This is a genomic window from Enterobacter cloacae complex sp. CARB60 (genome assembly GCF_036487345.1).
Taxonomy (GTDB): domain Bacteria; phylum Pseudomonadota; class Gammaproteobacteria; order Enterobacterales; family Enterobacteriaceae; genus Enterobacter; species Enterobacter asburiae_D.
This window is the reverse complement of record NZ_JAZKLC010000002.1, coordinates 455388-474759: the sequence shown is the minus strand read 5'-3', so window position 1 is coordinate 474759 and position 19372 is coordinate 455388. Positions and strand designations below refer to the sequence as shown.

Below are 19372 nucleotides of genomic sequence, written 5' to 3'. Positions count from 1 at the left end.
GATGCCCTTTTTTAATTCACAATCTCCATCTATCCTTACTTTGATTGCTTAGAAAACAAGTGATTGACCGACTATTGAGGCAAGGAAAAATGGACTGGTATTTAAAAGTACTGCGCAACTACATTGGATTTGGTGGCCGTGCCCGCCGCAAAGAGTACTGGATGTTCGTTCTGGTGAACTTCATCCTCATCATGGTGCTGGGTATTGTGGATAAAATTCTCGGCTGGGAGCGGGCTGGCGGCGAAGGCGTGCTGACCACCATTTATGGCCTGTTGGTCCTGCTGCCATCATGGGCGGTGCTGTTCCGTCGACTGCACGACACCGATCGTTCAGCGTGGTGGCTATTGCTGCTGTTGATCCCGATCGTGGGCTGGATCGTGATTTTGATCTTCAACTGCCAGAGCGGGACGCCGGGCGAAAACCGCTTTGGCCCCGATCCTAAGATCGGCGCGTAAAATAACGCCCGGTGGCGCTTACGCTTACCGGGCCTACTCGTTTATTTATTGTGGTGGGCGAAAAGTTTGGGTATTTCGCGCAGGCACCACGATTTGGCTTCACCCATGCTGTCGCGACGCCACGCCATAATGATATCCACCTCGTGGCTATATTCCGGGCTGACGACGCGCAGCCGCCCCTCAGCAATGTCTTTTTCCACAAATGGGTACGGCATGGTCGCCACGCCCAGCCCTGCCAATAGCGCCTGCCGCTTGTCTTCCAGCGAGGTCACCGTCAGACGAGGCTGCTTATCCAGCAGCTGCACCGTCAGCACCGGACGCTCGCGCGCGGTATCCGCTACCGCCACGCCGCGATACTTCACGCGCGTCACCTCTGAGAGCGGCTCCGGCTCCTGGTGAATCGGGTGATTAGGTGCGGCAACGTAGACGTTCATCACGCTGTAAAGCTTGCGCGAGTTGATTTCCGATGAGGAACGGAAGTGCATGTCCGGCGCAATGACGATATCCGCCCTGCCCGTCTCCAGACGTTCCCACGCGCCTGCCAGCACCTCGGTGATGATTGACAGCTGCGTATTGGCCTTCGCCGCCAGGCGGTCCACCAGCGGGAACAACGCTTCAGTCGGCACCAGTGCTTCCGTCACCAGCGTCAGATGGGTTTCCCAGCCGCGCGCCAGCGCTTCCGCATCCGTCGTGAGCTTGTCCGCCGCTTCCAGCAGCACGCGACCGCGCTCCAGCAGCATTCGCCCCACGTTGGTGAATTTTGTTCGATGACCGGAGCGGTCAAACAGCACCACGTCCAGCTCTTCCTCCAGCTTCTGCATGGTGTAGCTTAGCGCAGACGGAACGCGCCCCAGCTCATCTGCCGCCGCCGCAAAACTGCCGCGCCGGTCAATCGCGTCCATGACGCGAAGCGCCTCAAGCGTCAATGCTCTCTCTTTAGCCATCTCGTTCTCATTCAGGAAATTTGAACATACCGGGCAGAATATCTGGCTAACAATGCAGCGTCCATACCTTTACCATTGTTTTAGTGTAAAGAGAGGTCAAGTTTATGATTACGACAAGAACAGCTAAACAGTGCGGACAAGCCGATTTCGGTTGGCTGCAGGCCCGCTACACCTTTTCCTTTGGACACTACTTTGACCCTAAACTCCTCGGTTACGCTTCATTGCGCGTGTTGAACCAGGAAGTGCTCGCCCCGGGCGCCTCCTTCCAGCCGCGTACGTACCCGAAAGTCGATATCCTGAACCTGATCCTGGAAGGCGAGGCAGAATACCGCGATAGCGAGGGCAATCATGTCCAGGCAAAGGCTGGCGAAGCGTTGTTAATTTCCACGCAGCCGGGCATCAGCTACAGCGAGCATAACCTCAGCAAAGACAAAACGCTGACCCGTATGCAGCTTTGGCTGGACGCCTGCCCTGAGCGGGAAAATCCGCTGGTACAGAAGTTAGATTTAACGGGCGATAAGCAGCAGCTGATTGCATCGCCGGACGGCAGTAAAGGTAGTCTGCAGCTGCGTCAGCAGGTGTGGCTGCACCATATCGAGCTGAAGAAAGGTGAACAGGCGAGCTTCCAGCTTCATGGTCCGCGCGCCTATTTGCAGTCTATTCACGGTACGGTGCATGCGGTGACGCACACGGAAGAGAAAGAAGCGCTCACCTGCGGCGACGGGGCGTTTATTCGTGATGAAGCAAATATCACCCTGGTGGCGGATACGCCGCTGCGCGCGCTGCTGATTGATTTGCCGGTTTAAAGAATGCCCTCACCCTAACCCTCTCCCAATGGGAGAGGGAACCGATCGAGCCACGGCAGAATCATCCGGTGCCGTACGCGACGTCCGAAATCACTCTGCCAGCGCGTTGGCCATATCGGTTCTAATCTGTTTACGCTGTTCCGGCGTCAAAACCTGGCTGACGTCGAAGTAATATTTCACGCGGTAATAGCGGGTCTGCTCTTCAATTTTGCTAAAGGCAGCAAGCTGGCTTTTCACCGTGCTTTCGTCCCATTTACCCGCCTGGAACATGTCGATCAGCGCGCCGTCCTTCACGCCCGTCACCGGGATCTTGCTGACATTTTGTTCAAGCTGCTTATGCAGATCTTCAATCTTCTTAACCTGCTCATTGCTGAGCTTCAGGTGCTGTACCAGCGGATCCTGCGATGGAGAAGGAGCTGCCTCAACGTTCGCGGCCTGTGCCGTAAAACTGCACACTGCCAGCGAGGCGGCGACCAGCGCAATACGGGTCATTTTCATCATCTTACTGTCCTTACATGCTGTTATAGGGAAAAGCAGGCGTATTGTTTTTCAAGAGCGGATGAATATGTGTGAGTAATTATATAAACAATTTTGTATGTTTAGCGGGCAAAAAAATGCCCCCTGCGTTGAGGGGGCATGAGAACTCGCTTTTAGATAGATTGGGTAAACGTTCGCGAAATCACATCCTGCTGCTGCTCGCGCGTAAGCGCGTTAAAACGCACCGCATAGCCTGACACGCGGATCGTCAGGTTCGGGTAATTCTCGGGATGCGCGATGGCATCCAGCAGCATTTCCCGGTTCATGACGTTGACATTCAGATGCTGCCCGCCCTCTATGGACGCTTCGTGGTGGAAGTACCCGTCCAGCAGCCCTACCAGGTTGGTTTTGCGCACCAGCTCGTCCTTGCCCAGCGCCTGCGGCACGATGGAGAAGGTATACGAGATCCCGTCTTTCGCATAGGTGAACGGCAGTTTGGCAACCGACGTTAGCGAGGCCACCGCCCCTTTTCTGTCGCGGCCGTGCATCGGGTTCGCGCCAGGCGCAAACGGCGTGCCGCCGCGGCGTCCGTCCGGCGTGTTCCCGGTCTTCTGGCCGTACACCACGTTGGAGGTGATGGTCAGGATCGACTGGGTTGGCACCGCGTTGCGGTAGGTTGGCAGCGCCTGAATTTTCTTCATAAAGCGTTCCACCAGGTCGCAGGCGATGCTGTCCACGCGGTCGTCGTTGTTGCCGTACTGCGGATAGTCCCCTTCAATCACAAAATCGACCGCCAGTCCGGTATGGTCGCGCACCGGCTTCACCGTGGCATATTTAATGGCCGACAGGGAATCCGCGGCTACCGACAGCCCGGCAATGCCGCAGGCCATGGTGCGATAGACGTCCCGGTCGTGCAGCGCCATCAGCGAGGCTTCGTAGCTGTACTTATCATGCATGTAGTGAATGAGATTCAGGGCGCTGATGTACTGCACCGCCAGCCAGTCCATAAAGTGATCGAGGCTCGCCATCACGGTGTCGTATTCCAGCACGTCATCCAGCAGCGGCTCGGTTTTAGGACCGACCTGGATCTTCAGCTTCTCATCCACCCCGCCGTTGATCGCGTACAGCAGCGTTTTGGCGAGGTTGGCGCGCGCGCCAAAGAACTGCATCTGCTTGCCGATCACCATCGGGCTGACGCAGCAGGCAATGGCGTAGTCGTCGCTGTTGAAGTCCGCTCGCATCAGATCGTCGTTCTCATACTGCAGCGAAGAGGTGACGATCGACACCTGCGCGGCGTATTTCTTGAACGCGATCGGCAGTTGTTCAGACCAGAGGATCGTCAGGTTCGGCTCCGGCGCAGGCCCCATGGTGTGCAGCGTGTGCAGATAGCGGAAGCTGTTTTTGGTTACCAGCGTGCGCCCGTCCAGCCCCATGCCGCCGATCACTTCCGTCGCCCAGATCGGATCGCCGGAGAAGAGCGTGTCGAATTCCGGCGTGCGCAGGAAGCGCACCATGCGGATCTTCATGATGAAGTGGTCGATCAGCTCCTGCGCCTGGACTTCATTCAGCCTTCCTGCCTGCATGTCGCGTTCAATGTAGATATCGAGGAACGAGGCCGTGCGCCCCAGCGACATCGCTCCACCGTTCTGGGATTTCACCGCGGCAAGATAGGCAAAATAGACCCACTGTACCGCTTCCTGGGCGTTCATCGCCGGGCGTGAGATATCAAAGCCGTAGTTAGCCGCCATCTGCTGGATCTGCAGCAGCGCGCGCCTGTGCTCCGCCAGCTCTTCACGCAGGCGGATCGTCGCCTCCAGATCTTCACCGCGCTCCAGCCTGCCCTGCAGATCCGTAAACTGGAGTTCACGCTCGCGCACCAGATAAGCGATCCCGTACAGCGCCACGCGGCGATAGTCGCCGATGATGCGTCCGCGCCCGTAGCCGTCCGGCAGACCGGTCAGCACGCCGGATTTACGACAGCGCATCATCTCCGGGGAGTAGACGTCAAATACGCCCTGGTTGTGGGTTTTGCGCAGGTCGGTAAACAGGTACTCGAACTGCGGATCCATCTCCCGGCCATAGGCTTCGAACGAGCTGCGAATCATGTTGATCCCACCGTACGGGTGCAGCGCACGCTTGAGCGGCTTATCGGTTTGCAGGCCGACGATCGTCTCCAGATCCTGGTCGATATAGCCCGGCCCGTGGGCCGTAATGGTGGTGGCAATGTTGGTGTCAAAATCCACCGGGGCGTGGGTGGCATTCTCCTGGCGAATGCCGACCATTACCTTCTGCCACAGCGCCGTCGTTGCAGGCGTCGCCTGCGCGAGGAAAGCTTCATCGCCTTCATAAGGGGTGTAGTTATGCTGAATAAAATCGCGGACGTTGACGGCGTTTTTCCATTCTTCACCGCGAAACCCGGCCCATGCGTCGCTGTAGGGCGCGACGCCCGTATCGATTGTTACTTTCATGTGTTTCTCGCTTTATCAGGCGTAAGCTGCGGCCGGGGTAACCTTCCCAAGACGGAGGGCGTCCAGCGCGATCATTTTTTCTTCGTTGGTAGGGATAACCGCGCAGGCCACGCGGGACGACTCGGTGGAGATCACGCGCTCACCCGCGCTGCCCGGCAGGGCATTTTTGGCGTCGTCGAGGCGGATGCCGAACACGTTCAGATGTTCCGCCACCAGCGCGCGGACAAGCTTCGAGTTTTCGCCAATGCCGCCGGTAAAGACCACCCCATCCAGGCGGTGCAGCGACGCCGCGTGCCCGGCGATATGTCGCGCGATGCGGTGAACAAAGGTGTGTATTGCAAGCTGTGCCCGCTCATTGCCTTCGTGCCAGGCTTGCTCCAGCGCGCGTAAATCGGAGGAGATGCCGGAGATCCCAAGCAGCCCGGACTCTTTATTGACTACGCGCTCTAGATCCTCAAACGACTGCCCGGTCTGCTGGGCAATCCACGCCATCGCGCCGAAGTCCACATCGCCGCAGCGCGTCCCCATCACCAGCCCTTCCAGCGGCGTCATCCCCATCGAGGTATCGACGCTTTCGCCGTTGCGTACCGCGCAGATGGACGCCCCGTTGCCGAGATGGGCAATCACCAGGCCGCTGTCATCGGGGGACAGCCCGAGAAGCGTATGCGCCTGCGCGGCCACGTAGCGGTGAGAGGTTCCGTGGAAGCCGTAGCGGCGCACGCCCAACGCTTCAAAATAGCGGTACGGCAATCCGTACAGATACGCCTGCGGCGGCAGCGTCTGGTGGAAGCTGGTATCAAATACCGCCACCTGCTGCACGCCCGGGAACAGGCGCTCTGCCGCTTCCACGCCGCTCAGGTTGGCGTAGTTATGCAGTGGCGCCAGCGGGGAGACCTGGCGGATCTGCGCGATCACCTCTTCCGTGATCAGGGTCGACTCGCTGAAGAGGTCGCCGCCGTGTGCAATGCGGTGGCCAATTAAGGCCACGCTGCTCATCAGGTTACGCTTCTCCAGCTCCAGGGCGATGGCGGCCAGCGCCCCTTCGTAGTCCTGGTGAGCCAGTCTGGCTGGCTCACCCCCGTTCACGGAAATAAAGGCCTTCTCGGTGTTGATCCCGTCTGCAATGCCCGTCATCAGGGCATCGCAGCTGCTGGCGTCGAGCACCGAAAACTTAACAGAGGACGATCCGCAGTTAATAACCAGTACAACCGGAAACTCAATCATCATGTGACTCCGCTCTTCCTGAGCAATGGGTTAGAACAGTTTGTAAACGATATTCAGAATGGTCAGCAGGCCGACCGCGGTAACGAAGATGTTCTCGGTACGCCCTTTGTATTTCGCCAGCGCCGGTGCTTTGCGGATGGCGTACATCGGCAGCAGGCACAGCAGAGAGGCGATGATTGGCGCACCCATGGCTTCAATAAGGTCCAGAATGTTCGGGTTGGCGTAGGCCACAACCCAGGTGGAGCCCATGATGAACACCATGCTGATGGTGTTCAGTTTGCCAACAGAGACTTTCTTCTTGTCACCCTTGTAGCCAAACTTGAGGATCAGGCCATTCAGCCCTTCCAGCGTGCCCAGGTAGTGGCCGAAGAAGGATTTGAAGATAGCCACCAGCGCGATGATGGAGGCACCGTATTCCAGTACCGTCGCGAACGTCGATTTGGTTCCGGACATTGACGCAAAGTGGTTCGCCAGGTAGGAGAGCACCGGAATGTTCTGCGCTTTGGCCTCCGCCATGTTCTGCGGAGAGAGCGTGAACAGGCAGCTAAAGGCGAAGAACATCACCACGGCCACCATCAGCAGGCTGGCGCGACCGATGATTTTGGAACATTTCTGCTCGGTGAACTCTTTACCGAACGTCGGCTCGTACTCTTCGCGCTTGGAGACCACAAACGAGGAGACGATAGGCGAGAAGTTGAAGGAGAAGACCATGATGGAGATACCCAGCCACACCGTGACCAGAATGCCGTCATGACCGGTGAAGGCGATATCGCTCAGGTTGACCTGGTCGATCACCGCCGAGTTCCAGTAAGGGATCAGCGACAGGGAAATCAGCACCAGGCTGGCGATAAACGGGAACACCAGGAAGCTCATGACCTTCACCATCAGGTCTTTACCAAACCAGATAACAAAGGCCATCAGCAGCAGCAGGAACAGCGCCACCACGCCGCGGTTCAGCGCGGGCATCTGGAGCTGGTTTTCCCAGAAGGTCATAAAGGTATTGGTAATAGTGACGCCGTAAATCCACAGCAGCGGGCAGATGGCGAAGAAGTAGAGGAAAGTGATCACCACCCCGCCGGTCTTACCAAAGTGCTCTTCCACCGTTTCGGTGATGTTGCCGGAGACGTTGCTGCCGGACAGACACAAACGCGCCAGCGCGCGGTGGCAGTAAAACGCAATCGGGAACGCGAGAACCAGCATCAGCAGGATAGGGATCAATCCACCAAAGCCTGCGCGAATGGGGAAGAACAGCACGCCTGCGCCAATGGCGGTACCAAACAGGCCAAGCGTCCAGGTGGTATCAGACTTACGCCAGGAGGACGTTTTTGTCTGGCCAACGATAATGCTTTCTGTGTTGCTCATAGGTCACCTTTATGCGTCAACGAAGCCGGTAATTTGGGAAACACGAGAGAGGTCGATATTGCCGCCGGAAATAATGCAGACGGTTTTACGACCCTGAATATAGTGGTCGAGCTTGCCGCTTAATAACGCGGCACAGGCCAGCGCGCCGGCCCCTTCCGTCACCACTTTATTTCGCTGAATAAGCGCGATCATGCTGTCGCGAATGTTGTCTTCGCTGACCAGCACAATGTCATCAACCAGCTCGCGAACAATTTCGAACGGTAAATTACCGGGACGAGAAACATCACAGCCGTCGGCCAGCGTGCCGGTAACGCGATGGCTCATTATTTCTCCGGCCTGATACGATGCCGCCATGCCGTGAACATTTTCTGACTGCACGCCGATGATATTAATGGTGGGGTTGATGGATTTAATTGCCGTCGCGATCCCGGCAATTAAACCGCCACCGCCGATAGGCACAATGACGTTATCCACGTCGTATAAATCTTCGAGAATTTCCAGACCGATGGTGCCCTGCCCGGCAATGACTTTGGCGTCATCATAAGGAGGGATAAAAATACGCCCTTCCATCTCGACGATTTCGCTGACCTTGGCGATCGTGTCGTTGAAGTTCTCGCCGTGCAGCACGACTTCTGCGGAGTAATCGCGGGTAGCGGCAACCTTGGATTTCGGCGCGCCCATCGGCATCACCACTTTGCCGTCGATGCCCAGCATGGCGCAGGAGAGGGACACACCCTGCGCGTGGTTCCCTGCGGAACAGGCGACAACGCCTTTACGTTTTTCAGCCTCGGTCAGCGAGCTTAACTTGTTAAACGCGCCGCGGATCTTAAACGAGCCGGTACGCTGCATGTTCTCAAACTTCAGGAATATTTCGCCCTTACAACGTTCGCTCAGATAATTCGAACGTGGCATACCGGTTTTATATATCTTTCCTGCCAGTCGTTTTCTGGCGTCCTGAATATCTTCAATCGTTACCGGGAGATCGTAGGTAATATGCATAATATCCTCGTTATAATAATTCATTCTTTTCAGGCAAAGTCAGGGTATCAGCGCGTTAACACGTTAACGCTCTGGGTGTTTTTAAAATGGGTGCTAATTATTCATCGTCGTCTTTCAATATTCATCGACGAATATTGTTTTGCCAGCTCAACTAATACTGACGCCGATTTCTTAATCCTGTAATTTTTTGACCACACGGCGGCATAGCGCGCAACGGGTAATTCATCTTCCACTGGCAGCACAATAAACTGGTCAGAACCGAACGGTGCAATCATGTCGCGGGGAATGACCGTCAGATAATCGGCATTCAGCACAAGGTTATAAATGGTGACGACGGAATCGGTCTGGACGATGTTTTCGATGCTGATGTGGTTGTCTTGCAGGGTGGTCAGAAGTTCTTTGTAGTAGCCCATATCGGTTTGCGGCATCACCCACTGCTCGTGCGTGAGCGATGCCAGTGTCGTCGGGCCGGTGCACGTTCGCGTTTTGCTGGCGACCAGCACAAACTCGGACTCAAACAGCGGTTCGACGTGCAGATCCTGCAGCAGCATTTCATCACTCAGCGTGCCGATAGCGAAATCCAGACGACCGTCGCGAATGGCCGGTAGGAAAGAAGAGAGCTGAGCTTCATACATCGAGACGCGCGCTTTCGGGAACACTTCCTTGAATTTTTTGATCATCTCAGACAGGAAGGTAAAGCCGATCAGCGACGGGTAGCCAAAGGAGACGTCCATAACGGTGCTGAAACTCAGGCTGTTAATCTCACTCACCATGTTTTTCATTTCGCGGGTAATCGACTCTGAGTACGAGAGCAGAACCTGGCCCGCTGCGGTGAGTTTTACGCCGGTGTTTTTACGCACCATCACTTCCACGCCGAAGTAGGACTCAATATCGTTGATGATTTTGCTGACGGCGGGTTGCGTCAGGCCCAGCTGTCTTGCTGCAGAACCTATGGAGCCACTTTTAATGACTTCCTGAAATACCACGAGGTGCTGTGTTTTCGGTAGAATAATAGTGTTCATAATATTCTGCGCTTATTTCCCTATGACGGGATGAATTCTACCCAATAATGTTTGAAGGGGTATGTGCTGTTACTCACAATTTGCTTTCCAGGCCCCTTAACCCACACATCAAAAAACCAATAAAATCAATATTTATCAAATAGATACAATAATACTAATACGCTACTACGCTGATATTGATCAACAAAAATAGCGGTAATAAATTTATTTTATGGCGATAACCCTGATAAATTTTACCGTTCGGAAAAAATCAATAAAGACGATATTTCAGGCAATTAAAGGCCAATAAATAACCGCTATTTGTTTGAAACATTCTTTCAATTTATCAATTTTTTACGACGTGAATTTTCAGCCTTGCGGAAAAGAGTGGAATACGTCACATATTCACGGGAGAAATGTATTTGTTTTCAATATATGGATATCAAACCAGAAAAGTTTCGCGATCATTAAGGTAACAATCATAACAAATTATCAATACTAAAAATCATCTGTTTTTTAGAGTGAAATTTTGTGATGGCGATCGTCTACAGATGCAGAAGCGATACTGAGGGGATAAAAACAGTGAAATGTGCTTAATGTCGCAAATATGAGAATTGATGTCGTTTGTCGGGTGGCGCTGCGCTTACCCGACCTACAACACCCTGAAAGCAAAAACCCCGCCGAAGCGGGGTTTTTTAAGAAGTTGAAGCTGACCGATAAGCCGGCTTCGTTCATCCATACGTCAGGCATCTGCGGCGCTGGAGTTGTCTTGTGTCGCAGACTGTATCGCACTTTGTGTTGTAAAGCCTGCTAAGGGACGCGCCTTTCACACCCAACCGCGCTCTATCGCTACCATCAGTATCCCCCCAATGATAAAGAAGATTAGACTGACGACAGCCAGATATATCTCGACGTAGAAAGGTCCGATAAGCCGTTTGGGAAGTCCTCTGATGAAGTCCTTGTCATCGTTTTTGGTCAGGATTGAACTGCGATTCCATAATAGAGGGATGTAGATGAACTGCACTTTCGTACTATAGGCTATGTTGACGTAAAGCGTGTTGACGTTTTCGAACAACAATACGGCGTCGGGTAAACTGCCGTATTTTTCTTTGTACAGGACACAGATCTCTTTAAACCGCTTTCGGTTCAAAACAGAAGCCATGATGCTGGCTATCCCAAAAGCAAAAGCAATTGCGCCAATAACTACTATTATCTTGGCATTAAGCAGTTCGCTACTGGTCATGGCTCGTAACCTCATATAACGATTTACCAACAAAACCACCAAAGGCAGATGCTGCTTTGTCACTTCCGTATGCAATAGCACCATTAACACCAATTGTACAAAGCAGCGCTCCGGCTCCTCCAGCCTCTATGGTTGCAACCCCCAGAACCACAGCGCAAACGGTATTTGCAGCGCCAGCACCAATAATCTTGGCTCCCACTGCTCCGCCTATCAGGCTTCCAGAAAACTCACCAATGGAAGTAAACGCCGTTTGTTCACAATCTCGCCCGACTGTGCAGGCTTCGGTGATCTTCGCTGCGGTATCAAAGGCAGAAAGGCCGATGCCGATCTTCCCGGCGGTTTCCATCCATTTGACGTATTTCGCCAGCTTCTCGATGTGCGTCGCGTAACCTTCAATATCGCTAACACCTGTTTCGTTCCAGCGGTGTGTGATTGAACGGCTGGAGAGGCCAAGGGCACTTTTCAGATCGGCGTACTCGTTGAACATGAAGCGATGCTTCATGAACATCTTGAGAACGCTATCAAGCTGACCAAACAAGCGGCGGCGCTCAACAAAAAATTGTTCACCGATCAAAGTACCGCTGGTGATGTACTGGTTCTTGTACGTCTTCTCAATTTCGACGAGGATTTTTTCTACCTGTTCGAAATACCCCTTAGCAGCTTCAGTGGCTTGACCTGAATATCCATAAGTATCGCTCGCCGTACTGGCAGCAGCAGCGAACATCTCAATGATGTCTTTGTGCTTGTAGAGAAAGTTGGCTTGCTGAATGGAGAGAGGAGCTAACGCTGCATCAACTCGCGCTTTCGCGGCCTGCATATGTGCAATTTGTTCGCGGTCCTGCTTATCAGGGTCAACCACCAGCATAATAGAACCGGCTTTATATCTTTCATCCGGGCCGTTTAACGCGGCAAAGAGTTCTTTTACACCTGCAGGTGGGTTCTCTGTGAATAACAGACGTTGCCAGGCTTCTGTTGTCCCACCATACGGGATAATGGTAAAACCTGCATCGATACCTTTGGGTTTATCAGATTTTGGATCTTTTTTTGTAGATTGTGAATGCTGAACGGGTTCAGGCAGTTCAGGAAGACCGGCAATCCGCTGTGAGCCAATGCTGGTCGAAATCACTTCATTATCAAGCTCGTAATCATCATCGAAGTTTGAGGGGACAAGGCGAGACCGACATGGGCAAGAACTGCGGCTGTGCAGCGTACCAGCAATTCTTTTACCGTGGATAGTGTCGCGAATCCCCCCCGCAATACGGTATAGCCCTTCGTGCTTGCCACAGGTTGCTCTGTGACCTTCGCAGACCATATCTTTCCCAAAGTGCTGATGGTCAGAGCATCCATCTATGATTACACCGCCACAGGCGGTTTTATCACCCCTGAAAAGATAATTACCCTTGACTCCCATTATAAGTCCCTTTACTTGATGTCGTTCTATTTATCCCCAGTTCTCATTGTACAAATAAACCACATTATTCGGAATGTCTTGTTGTTAAAATAAAATGGCATTTCGAATGATTCACCATGAGAATATTACTGTACTCTTATTCAGATAATGAATTAATAAAGCTCTTATTATTAATCCTGAACCGTAAAGATTTTTATGATCAGAAGAGTAGTAATTATTTATGGTGTTGCAGGAGGTAATATAAAGGTTATTGCAACCGTTGGTGTATCTCATTTCACCACCAGAGACACACCAACGATTGCTTTAAAAGAAGTTGAAGCTGACCGATAAGGCGGCTTCGTTCAACGATACGTCAGGTATCTACAGCGCTGAGATTATGTTGTGTAGCAGACTGTATCGCATTCTGTATCGCAACAAAAGTCCTGAGATCTTACTCGCTTTCAGCCGTATCGAAGGTCCTGCTGTAGGGGCAGTGCTTTGACTTGGTGACGTAGGTGAAGGTGTAAATGCTGTTGGAATAGACACATAAGGTTTGCCCGTTCGCCGTGGTTACCTGCTCCGGGTTGCTCATAGTTATACGCCCGGCATTAGCACTGAACGCAGCAAGAATAAATCCCATCAACAACACTTTTCTTACCATCTCTAAACCTCCATTGAAGATGATTTCTGCAAGCGGCGTAAGTAGGATGCATCTTAGTCATTGATCTATAAAAACGATCGATAATATAATTTCGATCGATAAAATCTATTATAAATTTTAACGGTCAAGTCTGCATACAGGAAGAAGTATGAAAAAAATCATTGTGTTACCTCTGTTTATCTGCGCTTTCTCATCCGTAGCTAGTGGAGCGGTCTCGGGCGAAATACAGCCATATCCTGATTACCTGTCTACTTATGTCAAAACGCTTGTTACAGCCAGTTGCGACCATGTACTTTCAGATGATGGAACGAACTCCATTGATAGAGCCATCAAGTCCGTCAGCGCTAGCGCCACCAAAGGAATGAGTACCGACACGGAAAGTTATTACGCTGTTTACAATTCAATCGTCTTTGGCGCTGAGATGGGGGATAAGCTGAAAGATGCTAATAAGCAGAAATTGATTCTGGTAACGAAAGACAAAATTGGAATAGATAGTTGCGGTGGTGTTGGTGCTTATGCATTGATACAGAAGGATTTTAGAAAGATGACCCTTACTGGGCTAATGCCTGTAGCCCCGCAAGCTGGTGTCGTAAAACCAAAGGCGACATCTTCTGACGAAAGAGTGTATCGGACTAAGGCGAAAGACCTGGCAGAACTGTATAAAGCTAACGAGGTTGCAGCCGATGACAAAATTGGTGGTCGTAAGGTGGAAGTGACCGGAACTGTTCAGGACATAACAAAAAATTTCGCGAATGATGTAGTCCTTAAACTTGAAAGCGGTAATCGCTTCATGCCAGTCAGTCTGAGTATGGCGGATTCAGAGAAGGCGCAGGCGTCGAAATTGAATAAGGGGCAGAAGATCACCGTGACTTGCGAAAAGATGCAGCTATTCATCGGTGCACCGTCTGGCGGCAAATGCACCTTTAACTAATCTGTCATATAGTCTGCCGGGTAAATTCCCGGCGACTTACCCACCCCCCCCCGCCGCCACGAAGAGTCCAGAAGCCCCCCTCCCCAAATTGCACACAGAAGAAAAATATCATCAGCACGGACTAGCGGGTTTCGTCAGTTCGCAATGGTTATGCAGTTTCTTTTTGAAATATCAGGTCGGGCTGGTGGATGCTGTGTTTGCGGTGATTATCAGGCGGCTTCGAGGATCTTCTTTACCTTGGCGACCATTCCAACGGAACAATCACACAGTTTCGCGATTTCCGCATATGTGTTCCCGCCTTTGGTGAGGTACGTCTCAATCTTGCTTCTCAGGTTCGTATCTGCTGGTCTGCCTTTGTACTTGTTTTCAGCTTTAGCTCTGGCGATCCCCTGAGCCTGGCGCTGGCGGCGTTTGGTGTAGTCTTCACGCGCCATAGTAGCCATGATGTCTATCAGCATTGAGTTGACTGCTTTAAGGATACCAATGGTAACGTCATCAGTGTTGCTGGTTGTCAGGTTGCCGTGAGTTGTAGGTAAATCCATTATCACTAGAGAGATTCCGGCGTCATTGATGCGAGACTTCAACTTATCCCAATCCTGAGACTCAAGACGAGACAAGCGGTCTGTTGATTCCACCAGCAGAACATCACCGGGCTGAGCGTCGTTCAACATGTTGCTGAGTTCGGTACGGTTCAACTTTGTCCCTGACTCGTTTTCAACATAACGTTCAACAATATGAAGACTCTTTTCACTGGCGAATTGTTCAAGCTGAGATAGTGCACGTGTAGCATCTTGCTCTTTGGTACTCGCACGGCAGTAGATACGGACGTTTTTCATGTTGATTTTCACAATGGGTTTTGATGATTTTACTATACGTGAAATCACTACATAGAGCTATATAAAAATACCTGTTGTGAATGGTATTTCCATGAAAGGCATCTTTCAGTATGAGTATACCCTTTGTGAAAATTGAGATATGGCTAGGGCATCCATTATCATGTTGTGCTGAATTGTGAGGCCCATCCAGTAGCGTTGCAAAAAGTCATGCTATACCATTATTAGATTGAACCCAGTTGCGTTACTATCCGAGGCGTTTCATGCGTTGTTACAATGGTTAAGAAATGAGAGATATTGATGTAAGACGGGCCGTACACAGCAAGATCCTCAAGGAGCACCACAAGGATCCCAGCACCCTCATTATTGATGAATTTACAATGAACTTAGGGGCGAGTCGTGCGGACATTGCGGTGATCAATGGGTTGATGCACGGTTATGAGTTAAAAAGCCAAAGTGACAATTTGCTTAGACTCCCTACGCAAATAGAACACTATTCATCCGTTATGGATAAAGTAACATTAGTTGTCTCAGAGTGCCATGCTGAGTCGGCACTTGGAATGATACCCAAATGGTGGGGTGTAAAAATCGTCACAAAGGGATTGCGAAACGGCATACATTTGCAAACATTACGCTCCGATAAGCGCAATCCTGATATAGACAAGTTATCCTTGTCCATGCTCCTGTGGAAAGATGAGCTATTGTCCATCCTACGATCTTTGGGGCAAGAGCGCGGTTTAAAAAGTAAACCGCGTAAATTCTTATGGACGCTGCTAGCGGATACACTTCCAACAGATGAGCTGAGATCTATTGTCCGTGAAACCCTCAAAGCCCGTAGAGATTGGCGAGTTGATATACGACCTTAGTTATGTGGTGGTTTTGACCAATTCTTCGCCATACCTCTGGACTGCCAAATTTATGGGATGGTAATGGATTTAGCTGATATGCAGCATAAACCTGAGCATAGTTTTCTATGTCTTGATCTCCTGCACAGAAATTAGCCCCAGGGTATTCGGGATGTGCAATTATTGCTTGGCTATGGGCCCCATACTGTTCATAGCCATAGCGGGTTGCTACTCTTCCTCTAAATACCCAGAAGTCATTGTCACCTGTGTAACGAACGCTTGCTGTAGCGCTTGGAAAACGAGTAGCTAGGCGAGTGTATTCAGGATGCTGAACGCCATAATCGCTGTAAACCATCTGCCTAATTAACTGACCACTTGTATGCAAATCTTGCCAAAGAGTCCATTCCAGCCTTTGTTGAGAGTAAATACCAACCGCAATAGCGCTTAAATCAACCGGGAAAGAACCGGACGCTAGAGCAACTGTTCGAAAGTCAGAAACATTTTGAAGGTTGTTGATAAGCCCTAATGCCATAATTTTGATTGTTCCAGCGTTAACGCTCTCTTCCGTTAACATATCCCTCAAATCGATCACGACATCAATTTGTTGGGGAGGTAAACCAAGATGTTGGATGTATGTTGAGATCATCTGCGGATTAACGAGATCGACCGTTGTGAGTCTTAAACAAACCTCACCTTGAAGAAGTGTGTCGATAGCATTGCGATAATTCTGTGTTCTCGTTGGCGATGTAACCGGTATTACCCGTATTCCTGCCGCACGTACTTGATTCACTGCATTTATGATCGGATAAGTGTCTTGTGTTGAAATAAATTGCTCTTCAATGAGGATCCCGTCCAGAAAAATTGAAGGCATTGCAGTGCAGGCCCCAGCGACTTTCTGACCAAAGCCATCGAGCATTTCATCATAAGTTTTATCCGGAACCTCCGTATCTGGGTCGATAGGTACTGGCTCAATTTCTAGTAAAGGTAATATTTTTTCCTTCACTTGTGATGCAAGCTGTGTGAGTGCAGAAAACTCCGCTCTTTTCGTTTTAAGTATTGGTATATATGAAATATTTTCCATGCTTTCCTCCAGTTAATATGGCAACAATGGAAAAACAAATATCTCGTCATATTGGATATAATTCTTTGAAATTGCTCACGCTTTATGAATTTTTAGTGGATATATGAGTGGTTAGAAATTCTTAAAATAATAATTTGAAAAAATAAGAATGCTGCCTGTGAATTTGCAGTAACTTTCAGGCGCAGGGGTGAGTAAGCATAAGCTGCTGGACTGTACACGGTTAAGGAAATAGCTCCAGGAACTGGACAAACAGCACTTGGTATGCCAGTAAAGAGCGTAGAACATTACGAACCTCGCCAGTGTGTGAGGCATTATTTTGTGTATATTCCGGGTATTTGATCCGGGAAAGTCCCCAACAGCTTCACAGACAAAGAGCATTTTCTGATTGAAAATTTTCTCGCGAAGTTGAGAATAAACAGCTATAATTAAAAGTTAACCAAAGATATATGGAACAGACCCTTGTTAAACGCAATATGCGCCATTGTGAGCGCGTTTTGTGGTGTGGATAATGCGTTGGTACTGCTTTTGATTTTCGAGGGCGTAGCGGGCTTTACACAAAGGATTTCGCGATCATGGTTTTTTGTTACGAAGTTGCGAAGTCGAATGAACCTTATCGCCTTTCCCGGTCTGATACTTTCCGCGCTCTTTCGCCAGGTAGGACAGCCAGAAGAAGGCGCCGTCCAGCGTTTCAGGTTTACCCCGTTCAATAACGTAATGATTCGTGTACTTACTGCTTGATTTTGGCAACTGCACCAGCGCGGCTTCACCTCCTGACAGATTCATCCAGATTTCAGTGATAACTCCAGCAATGCCCGTTGTCGGGGTTCCAAGCCTCCTGACCTGCCGTTGTGGAAGGGCTACCCAACAATGGTAATGCACCTGTTTTGCCGTCTCTTTCTCTCGCACCCAACCGTAAGCAAAGTTGAGGATCGGATCTGCCAGCCCTTGAGGTCTGCGAGATTTCGATTTCAGGCGTTCGCGTAGTTTCTTGAATAGCTGGCGCATCCATTCGTTGCTGGTTTCCAGTGGTGTACCAGCAGGTAACCGAAGATCAAAGCGAGTTAGATAAATGCGGCTGTAAGCTGACAACATCGCGTCAAGCTCTGCGGCTATTGGTGTGAGGATGTCGAGCCTGACACCGGATTCCTTTGTGCTGTTGACTGGGTAAGCGTAACCGTTATGAATAAACGTATCACCGACGTTGAGAGGATAGCGCCCGTGGTCGTGAGTGACAGTCTTGCAAGGTGTAGTTTTTGGTTGTACTGATTGCGGGTGCTGCGGTTGTTCTGGCTGATGTGTTAGCTCTGCTTGTGTCTGATGTAACAAAGATCCCCCTCTGATTATTTACATAAATTTACTCTCGTGTGCATGTACGTACATATAAGTTATTACCCCAGTCCACCGCGAAACCCGACAGATGGAAGTTACTCCAGCCTATGCAATTAAAGGCATCAACGGGTTAAAAGATGGTGTGTATTTTTTCGTACAAAGTTTACATCATATAAAAACCCATTATAAACACTACAGTCAATGCCTTTGTGGCGCAAGAATTATTTTACTCGGCGGTACTTTTCCGGGTGAGCATCTGCAATTTCCTTTGCTTTCTGAATGGCTCGTTTCAATGCGGCTTCGTCGATAACTGTGATGGGGCACTCTCGCCCCTTAGTCCGGTTGGTTTGTGCTGTCATGCTTTCACCCTACCAAGGGCAGCTCGTAATTGGTCGCGCATTGCGGCTTCTTCGGCGGCTGCTTGCTGTGCTGCTTTAAGCTGTGCGTCCTGTGCTGCTTCGTGCATTAGTTCGTCAATCTCGTTTTCCATTTTGGAAAATAATTCATCGGTGTAATTGTCGGAGACTTTGGAGCGTAGAGCCTTCAACTCCTCTTCGATAACGGATTCAGGCTTATGCAAGGTAACCGCAATCATCGCGGCGTTGGAAAGCACTGAAGAATTAGCAGAAGGACAAAACCGCCAGCCGTCCAGGATCAAGGTCTGGAGTTTAACCACCAGCCGCGCGGGAATATCGGAAAACTGTTGCGTTCGGTTATAGCGTGCTTCTGCATTTGCAATTTGACGCTGTAGAACTTCCTGATCAGGCTGATACTTTGCTGCGATGTTGTCGAGGTAAGTTTGTAACTCCGGGGAAATTTGGGTCTGTGGTTTATTTTTTGTAGTCATGTAGGGTCTCCGTATCGGTAATAAATAGGCGTAACTGTTCGCTGGCGCTGGTGGTATGCGTCAGTAGTATTGTTTTGCGTGATTTCTTGGTGTATCAGTAAGCGGGGTTGAAAGTCTGGTTGCAGGTCGGGCAGAAGTTCGGACGGCCTCCGGTCAGAAGATACCAGCGGCAGACGCTTGAACGGTCAACGATAAAATCAACCAGCCCAAAATCAGCGAACATCGAAAGATTTCGATGCACTGTTGAAAGCGGTAGGTTTACCAACTTTGACAGGTCGAAGGCTGTTAACGGGATCTGAGTTTGTATCAGGTGGTGAAGAAGGTGGATTCTTGAAGTTGTCAGCGTTAGCCCGAATTGCTTAAGGATATCGGCCAGCATTTTACGCTCATCTGCCGATGGCGGAACAAAAGCTGGCGGAGTTAAGGCGGTGCACAAAATGTCCTCTCTGTAAGTTATTCATCACAGAGGTTATTTT

20 protein-coding genes are annotated in these 19372 nt (G+C 50.6%); 4 read left to right on the top strand and 16 right to left on the bottom strand.

Features of this window, described 5'->3' with window-relative positions; translation table 11 throughout:
- Nucleotides 1–89: 89 nt before the first annotated feature.
- On the top strand, nt 90–455 hold the full coding sequence (locus tag V4835_RS03305; protein ID WP_023294635.1) for a DUF805 domain-containing protein: 366 nt from the start codon (nt 90–92) through the stop codon (nt 453–455).
- Between the two features lie 41 nt (nt 456–496).
- Here the strand turns inward: V4835_RS03305 and V4835_RS03300 are convergent, their stop codons facing one another.
- On the bottom strand, nt 497–1399 hold the full coding sequence (locus tag V4835_RS03300) for a LysR family transcriptional regulator (RefSeq protein WP_023333543.1): 903 nt from the start codon (nt 1397–1399) through the stop codon (nt 497–499).
- Nucleotides 1400–1503: 104 nt separating this feature from the next.
- On the opposite strand from V4835_RS03300, the gene V4835_RS03295 reads away from it, so the two are divergent.
- Entirely contained in the window at nt 1504–2205 is a 702-nt protein-coding gene (locus tag V4835_RS03295) for a pirin family protein (protein WP_023309295.1), read from the top strand.
- Nucleotides 2206–2295: 90 nt separating this feature from the next.
- Here the strand turns inward: V4835_RS03295 and V4835_RS03290 are convergent, their stop codons facing one another.
- From V4835_RS03290 to V4835_RS03250, 9 genes are all read right to left on the bottom strand, one after another.
- On the bottom strand, nt 2296–2706 hold the full coding sequence (locus V4835_RS03290) for a Spy/CpxP family protein refolding chaperone (RefSeq protein WP_063143541.1): 411 nt from the start codon (nt 2704–2706) through the stop codon (nt 2296–2298).
- Between the two features lie 149 nt (nt 2707–2855).
- Entirely contained in the window at nt 2856–5150 is a 2295-nt protein-coding gene (pflB, locus tag V4835_RS03285; RefSeq protein WP_331411174.1) for a formate C-acetyltransferase, read from the bottom strand.
- 15 nt (nt 5151–5165) lie between these two features.
- Nucleotides 5166–6374, bottom strand: a complete 1209-nt coding sequence (gene tdcD / locus V4835_RS03280; RefSeq protein WP_331414073.1) for a propionate kinase — start codon at nt 6372–6374, stop codon at nt 5166–5168.
- A 30-nt stretch (nt 6375–6404) separates the two neighbouring features.
- Complete coding sequence (gene tdcC / locus V4835_RS03275) at nt 6405–7736, bottom strand: threonine/serine transporter TdcC (RefSeq protein WP_063143543.1); 1332 nt, start codon at nt 7734–7736, stop codon at nt 6405–6407.
- A gap of 9 nt (nt 7737–7745) precedes the next feature.
- Nucleotides 7746–8735: a bifunctional threonine ammonia-lyase/L-serine ammonia-lyase TdcB gene (gene tdcB / locus V4835_RS03270; protein ID WP_331411173.1), complete on the bottom strand. Its 990-nt coding sequence runs from the start codon at nt 8733–8735 to the stop codon at nt 7746–7748.
- A gap of 101 nt (nt 8736–8836) precedes the next feature.
- Nucleotides 8837–9757 carry a transcriptional regulator TdcA gene (gene tdcA, locus V4835_RS03265; protein ID WP_331411172.1) on the bottom strand — a complete coding sequence of 307 codons (921 nt, stop codon included), beginning with the start codon at nt 9755–9757 and terminating at the stop codon, nt 8837–8839.
- 805 nt (nt 9758–10562) lie between these two features.
- Nucleotides 10563–10979, bottom strand: a complete 417-nt coding sequence (locus V4835_RS03260) for a hypothetical protein (protein ID WP_063143545.1) — start codon at nt 10977–10979, stop codon at nt 10563–10565.
- Nucleotides 10969–12390, bottom strand: a complete 1422-nt coding sequence (locus tag V4835_RS03255) for a PAAR domain-containing protein (RefSeq protein WP_331411171.1) — start codon at nt 12388–12390, stop codon at nt 10969–10971. Before V4835_RS03255 ends, V4835_RS03260 begins: the two co-directional genes overlap by 11 nt.
- Nucleotides 12391–12820: 430 nt before the next feature.
- Entirely contained in the window at nt 12821–13030 is a 210-nt protein-coding gene (locus V4835_RS03250; protein WP_331411170.1) for a hypothetical protein, read from the bottom strand.
- Between the two features lie 148 nt (nt 13031–13178).
- On the opposite strand from V4835_RS03250, the gene V4835_RS03245 reads away from it, so the two are divergent.
- Entirely contained in the window at nt 13179–13961 is a 783-nt protein-coding gene (locus V4835_RS03245; protein ID WP_331411169.1) for an OB-fold protein, read from the top strand.
- A 209-nt stretch (nt 13962–14170) separates the two neighbouring features.
- Here V4835_RS03245 and V4835_RS03240 read toward each other — a convergent pair whose 3' ends face one another.
- Nucleotides 14171–14797: a recombinase family protein gene (locus V4835_RS03240; protein ID WP_331411168.1), complete on the bottom strand. Its 627-nt coding sequence runs from the start codon at nt 14795–14797 to the stop codon at nt 14171–14173.
- A gap of 284 nt (nt 14798–15081) precedes the next feature.
- Here V4835_RS03240 and V4835_RS03235 point away from each other — a divergent pair, with 284 nt between their 5' ends.
- Nucleotides 15082–15660 (top strand): sce7726 family protein, encoded by a 579-nt coding sequence (locus tag V4835_RS03235; protein ID WP_331411167.1) that lies wholly within the window; start codon nt 15082–15084, stop codon nt 15658–15660.
- Here V4835_RS03235 and V4835_RS03230 read toward each other — a convergent pair.
- The 5 genes from V4835_RS03230 to V4835_RS03210 all read right to left on the bottom strand — a co-directional run bounded on the left by V4835_RS03230 (nt 15620) and on the right by V4835_RS03210 (nt 19275).
- Nucleotides 15620–16720, bottom strand: a complete 1101-nt coding sequence (locus V4835_RS03230) for a beta family protein (RefSeq protein WP_331411166.1) — start codon at nt 16718–16720, stop codon at nt 15620–15622. The two genes, V4835_RS03235 and V4835_RS03230, sit on opposite strands and share 41 nt — an antisense overlap.
- Nucleotides 16721–17290: 570 nt before the next feature.
- Nucleotides 17291–18046, bottom strand: a complete 756-nt coding sequence (locus V4835_RS03225; RefSeq protein ID WP_331411165.1) for a YagK/YfjJ domain-containing protein — start codon at nt 18044–18046, stop codon at nt 17291–17293.
- A 224-nt stretch (nt 18047–18270) separates the two neighbouring features.
- Entirely contained in the window at nt 18271–18408 is a 138-nt protein-coding gene (locus V4835_RS03220; protein WP_331411164.1) for a hypothetical protein, read from the bottom strand.
- Nucleotides 18405–18896 (bottom strand): hypothetical protein, encoded by a 492-nt coding sequence (locus V4835_RS03215; RefSeq protein WP_331411163.1) that lies wholly within the window; start codon nt 18894–18896, stop codon nt 18405–18407. Before V4835_RS03215 ends, V4835_RS03220 begins: the two co-directional genes overlap by 4 nt.
- Before the next feature lie 94 nt (nt 18897–18990).
- Nucleotides 18991–19275, bottom strand: coding sequence for a helix-turn-helix domain-containing protein (locus V4835_RS03210; RefSeq protein ID WP_331411162.1), 285 nt, complete (start codon nt 19273–19275; stop codon nt 18991–18993).
- Nucleotides 19276–19372 lie beyond the last annotated feature (97 nt).